The sequence below is a fragment of the Herbaspirillum sp. B65 genome, assembly GCF_000333555.1.
Taxonomy (GTDB): Bacteria; Pseudomonadota; Gammaproteobacteria; order Burkholderiales; family Burkholderiaceae_D; genus Herbaspirillum; species Herbaspirillum rubrisubalbicans.
The window spans coordinates 1-4,936 of sequence record NZ_BADI01000881.1; the positions used below are offsets into that span (position 1 = coordinate 1).

5 protein-coding genes are annotated in these 4,936 nt (G+C 63.1%); 4 read left to right on the forward strand and 1 reads right to left on the reverse strand.

What is annotated here, in order from left to right:
* The 3 genes from I5W_RS20930 to ppa form a co-directional block, all read left to right on the forward strand.
* A partial coding sequence (locus I5W_RS20930) for a uroporphyrinogen-III C-methyltransferase (protein WP_044530686.1) occupies window positions 1–541 on the forward strand: 541 nt, incomplete at its 5' end.
* A 20-nt stretch (window positions 542–561) separates the two neighbouring features.
* Window positions 562–1,761, forward strand: a complete 1,200-nt coding sequence (locus I5W_RS20935; protein ID WP_017450146.1) for a heme biosynthesis protein HemY — start codon at window positions 562–564, stop codon at window positions 1,759–1,761.
* A 273-nt stretch (window positions 1,762–2,034) separates the two neighbouring features.
* Complete coding sequence (gene ppa, locus I5W_RS20940; RefSeq protein ID WP_017450147.1) at window positions 2,035–2,568, forward strand: inorganic diphosphatase; 534 nt, start codon at window positions 2,035–2,037, stop codon at window positions 2,566–2,568.
* Window positions 2,569–2,668: 100 nt separating this feature from the next.
* On the opposite strand, the gene I5W_RS20945 is transcribed toward ppa, so the two are convergent.
* A complete protein-coding gene (locus I5W_RS20945) occupies window positions 2,669–4,354 on the reverse strand; it encodes a peptide chain release factor 3 (protein ID WP_044530688.1) in 1,686 nt (561 codons plus the stop codon).
* 206 nt (window positions 4,355–4,560) lie between these two features.
* Between I5W_RS20945 and I5W_RS32170 the strand changes: the two genes are divergently transcribed.
* On the forward strand, window positions 4,561–4,936 hold a 376-nt coding region (locus I5W_RS32170; RefSeq protein WP_199901780.1), incomplete at its 3' end, for a hypothetical protein.

Genomic DNA, 4,936 nt, shown 5'->3' on the forward strand with positions numbered 1-4,936 from the left:
GGTCGATGAGCGCCCCGTAGAGTCGGCCAGCGAGCCCAAGCCGCAGCCGGTGCGGGTCGTCGCTGAAAAGCAATTCACCAAGGAATCCACCAAGGCCGGCGCCGCTCATGCCAAGACCAAGGCCGAAGCTGCGCCCGCCGAAGCCTCGGCCTGGTCGCAATGGCTGGCCGGTGCCCGCGAAACCTGGCACAGCATGAGCACCGAAATGTGGTCCGAACTGCGCCAGCTGGTGCGCATCCGCGAAGTGCAGACCCCGGACGCCATCCTGCTCTCGCCGGGTCAGGCTTACTTCGTGCGCGAGAACCTCAAGCTGCGTCTGTTGAATGCGCGCCTGGCCTTGCTCTCGCGCAATGAGTTCGCCTTCCGCAATGACCTGGCCTCGGCCCAGGACACCATTGCCAAGTACTTCGACACCCGCGCCAAGCAGGTCCAGACCACCCAGGCGCTGTTAAAGCAAGTGCAGGGCAGCAATGTCTCCATCCAGTTGCCCACGCTGGCCGAAAGCCTCAACGCCGTGCGCAACTACAAGGCCCGTCCGTGAGCCGCTGACGGGAACCTGATATGAAAATTCTGCTCTGGCTACTGACCCTCTTCGCGTCCGCCATCGGCCTGGCCGTGCTGGCGCGCTTCAACCCGGGCAATGTGGTGCTGTTCTATCCGCCGTACCGCATCGACCTGTCCCTGAACTTCTTCATCTTTGCCGCACTGGCGCTGTTCGTGGCGATCTACGTGGTGATCCGCGCCATCCGCCTGACCCAGAAGCTGCCAGGCCGGGTGATCGCCTATCGCCGCGCCAAGCGCGAGAACGAAAGCAACAAGGCTTTGCGGGATGCCCTGAAAGCTTACTTCGAAGGCCGCTTCGGCCAGGCCGAGAAGTCCGCTACACGCGCCTCCGACCTGCCCGACAATGCCGGCATCGCCGCGCTGGTGGCGGCCCGCGCCGCGCACCGTATGCGCCAGGGCGACCGCCGCGACATCTGGCTGGCCAGCACCGAGGTCGATCCCTCGCTGAAGGCTGCGCGCCTGATGACGGCGCTGGAACTGCAAGTGGACGAACACCACTTCAAGCAGGCGCTGCAGACCGTGGAAGAATTGAACGCCAACGGCACGCGCCACATCCAGGCCTTGCAATGGGCCTTGAAGGCCAACCAGCAAGCCAAGAACTGGCCCGAGGTGCTGCGCCTGGTGCAGACCCTGGACAAGCGCAATGCGCTGCATCCGGCTCTCTCCAACCGTCTGCGCGAGATGTCCTACGACGCCTTGCTGTCGGATCGCTCGCACGATGCCGAATCGATCCGCCTGCTATGGAATGGCGTGCCCGGCGCCGACAAGCTCAAGCCCTACATCGCCGTGCGTGCGGCCCAGGCCTTTGCCAGCCGCGGCTTGCATGATGACGCGCGCGGCCTCTTGGAGCGTGCGCTGGCGGCCGACTGGGATATCCGCTTGCTGCGCGCCTACCGCGATTCGACCGCCGAAGCCGGCTCGCCGGCCTTGCTGTCGCAGATCGAGCATTGCGAATCCTGGCTGGCCAAGAATCCGACGGATGCCGAACTGGCCCTGACGCTGGGCATGTTCTGCCTGCGCCAGAAGCTGTGGGGCAAGGCCCAGCGCCATCTGGAGCAAGCCCTGTCGGACGCCATCGAGCCGCGCACCGTGCGTGAATCGCACCTGGCCCTGGCGCAGTTGCACGAAGCCCTGGACCAACCCGAACAGGCGGCCGGCCACTACAAGCAATGCGCACTGGCCACGGCCATCCGCTGAACTTGTAGCCGGCATGAATGACCAAGGCGGAAGCGGCGCGAGCCCTTCCGCCTTTTTTGTGCCCGTTACGAGGCCCTGTCATGTTGGCGTAAGTTGTACCGGCCAAGATGCCGGGCAAGCCTCGAATGCCGCTATAATTGCGGCTTTCCGATGTCAGGTAATACCTTGCATGAGCACATTAAGCATTGCTTAATGCTCATTGGAGGTAGAGTTAACGCTGATGCAATGCCGACCGGAAACCGCTTTTCCGTTTCTTTCCCTAGTGAGAATCCCATGAGCCTGAACAACGTCCCCGCTGGCCGCGACCTGCCCAATGACTTCAACGTGATCATCGAAATCCCGATGAACGCCGACCCGATCAAGTACGAAGTGGACAAGGACACCGGCGCCATCTTCGTCGACCGTTTCATGGGCACCGCCATGCACTATCCGTGCAACTACGGCTACATTCCCCAGACCCTGTCGCAAGACGGCGACCCGGTCGACGTGCTGGTGATTACGCCGTTCCCGCTGATCCCGGGCGTAGTGGTGCGCTGCCGTCCCATCGGCGTGCTGAAGATGGCCGATGAATCGGGCATCGACGCCAAGCTGCTGGCCGTGCCGGTGGACAAGATCCTGCCGATCTACACCCACTGGCAAAAGCCGGAAGATCTGAACGAACTGCGCCTGAACCAGATCAAGCACTTCTTCGAACACTACAAGGATCTGGAAAAGGGCAAGTGGGTCAAGGTCGAAGGCTGGGAAGGCCCGGACGCCGCCCGCGCCGAAATCCTGGCGGGCGTGGAAGCGTTCAACAAGGCCAAGTAATTTCCCTGCAGTCGCCACAAAAAAATCGCCCGACAGGTTTGCGCCTGTCGGGCGATTTTTCTTGTCGGGCCTGTGGCCGCTCAATGCCTGTGCAACAGGATCAATCGAGTTTGGCCGCGTGCTCGCGGGTGGCGTGGAAAGTGATTTCCGGCCAGCGTTCCTGGGTCAGGCGCAGGTTCACGCCCGAGCTGGCCAGGTAGGCCATGTTGCCGGCGGCATCGATGGCCAGGTTGGCGCCAGCGGAGGACTTTTCGAAGTCCGCCAGTTTCTTCTTATCGTCGCAACTGATCCAGCGCGCGCTGCTGATGCTGGTGCCTTCGAAGACCGCATCCACGCCGTATTCATTCAACAGGCGGCTAGCCACCACTTCGAACTGCAGCACCCCCACCGCACCCAGGATCAGATCGCTGCCGGTCACGGGCTTGAAGACCTGCACTGCGCCTTCTTCGCCCAGCTGCTGCAAGCCTTTGTGCAACTGCTTGATCTTGAGCGGATTGCGGATGCGCGCCACGCGGAAGAAGTCCGGGGCGAAGTAGGGGATGCCGGTGAACTGCAGCATCTCGCCTTCGGAGAAGCTGTCGCCGATCTGCATGTTGCCGTGGTTGGGCAGGCCGATGATGTCGCCGGCATAGGCTTCTTCGACCTGCTCGCGGCTGGAGGCCATGAAGGTCACCACCGAGGACACCTTGATCTCGCGATTCAGGCGCAGGTGTTTCAACTTCATGCCGCGCTCGAAGCGGCCCGAGCACACGCGCAGGAAGGCGATACGGTCGCGGTGCGCCGGGTCCATGTTGGCCTGGATCTTGAAGACGAAGCCGGAGAACGGCTCCTCGGTCGGCTTGACCTCGCGCACGGTGGCGTCGCGCCCACCCGGACCCGGCGCCCAGTCCAGCAGCGCATCGAGAATCTCGCGCACGCCGAAGTTGTTGATGGCCGAACCGAAGAACACCGGGGTCTGGATGCCGGCCAGGAAATCGTCCAGGTTGAAGGGGTGGGAGGCGCCATGCACCAGTTCCACTTCCATCTTCAACTGCTCGATTTCCAGCGGGAACATCTCGGCCAGCTTGGGATTGTCGATGCCCTTGATGATTTCCACGCTGCCGTTGGCGCGCTCTTCGCCGGCCTTGAACAGCATGATCTCATCGCGCAGCAGGTGATACACGCCGCGGAAGTTCTTGCCCATGCCGATCGGCCAGGTCACCGGTGCGCACTGGATCTTCAGCACCGACTCCAGCTCATCCAACAACTCCAGCGAATCGCGGGTTTCGCGGTCCAGCTTGTTCATGAAGGTGATGATGGGCGTATTGCGCATCCGGCACACGTTCAACAGCTTGATGGTCTGTTCTTCCACGCCCTTGGCGGCGTCGATCACCATCAGCGCCGAGTCCACGGCGGTGAGCACGCGATAGGTATCTTCCGAGAAGTCCTGGTGGCCGGGGGTGTCGAGCAGGTTGACCACGTGATCGCGATACTCGAACTGCATCACCGAGCTGGCCACCGAGATGCCGCGCTGCTTTTCGATTTCCATCCAGTCCGAGGTCGCATGACGACCGCTCTTGCGCGCCTTGACGGTGCCGGCCAATTGGATCGCACCCGAGAACAGCAGCAGCTTTTCGGTCAGCGTGGTTTTGCCGGCGTCGGGGTGGGAGATGATGCCGAAGGTACGGCGGCGCTTGACTTCGCGCGCGATCAGGTCGGTCGAGACCTTGCGGCTGGCGCCGGCCTCGGTTGCCTCATCGGCGGCGGCGCTGGCGAGGTCGGGAAGTTCGTTGCTGGGTTCTTGCATGGCGGATCGGTCGGGTCGGAGGCCGGAGGAACGCGGCCCCTGGCGCGGCTGGACGATCCAACCCGGCATGGCCCGGCCGGCGCGCGCAAAAGGAGGCGCCGCGCAGCCTGTTCCGAAAGCTCTGGAAAACCCGTGATTATAACTGAAGCGGCCCGCCTCTCCGCATGTTTGCCGGATGGCAATGCGGGGGCGGGCCGTGGCGGGGAGTGCTGCTGGCCACCGCTCAAGAACACTCAGAAAACTCAGGAATGCTCATCCCTGCGCTCATCCTTGCGCGGGTGCGCCTCCCGCTGCGGTTGAGGTGGCGGCGGCTGATGCGCCTGCGGCTCGCGATGCACGGCTTGCTCGTGCTGTTGACGCGCCTGCTCCATCGCCACGCGCTGCGCCTGTTCGCGCTGCTGGTTCATCATCTGCTGCTGACGCATCTCCTGCTGGCGCTGTTGCTGCTGCAAGTGCTGTTGCTGCATCTGTTGCTGCTGCTGTTGTTGCCATTGCAGTTGCTGCTGGCGCTGCTGCCACTGGCGCTCCTGGGCCTGCTGTTGACCACGCTGCTCCTGAGCTTGCTGGTCGCGCTGATGCTGT

Excerpts from the sequence above, each read along its gene's own strand:
- I5W_RS20945 (WP_044530688.1), bottom strand. The coding sequence starts at position 4,354 with ATGCAAGAACCCAGCAACGAACTTCCCGACCTCGCCAGCGCCGCCGCC.
- I5W_RS20935 (WP_017450146.1), top strand. The coding sequence starts at position 562 with ATGAAAATTCTGCTCTGGCTACTGACCCTCTTCGCGTCCGCCATCGGC.
- ppa (WP_017450147.1), top strand. The coding sequence starts at position 2,035 with ATGAGCCTGAACAACGTCCCCGCTGGCCGCGACCTGCCCAATGACTTC.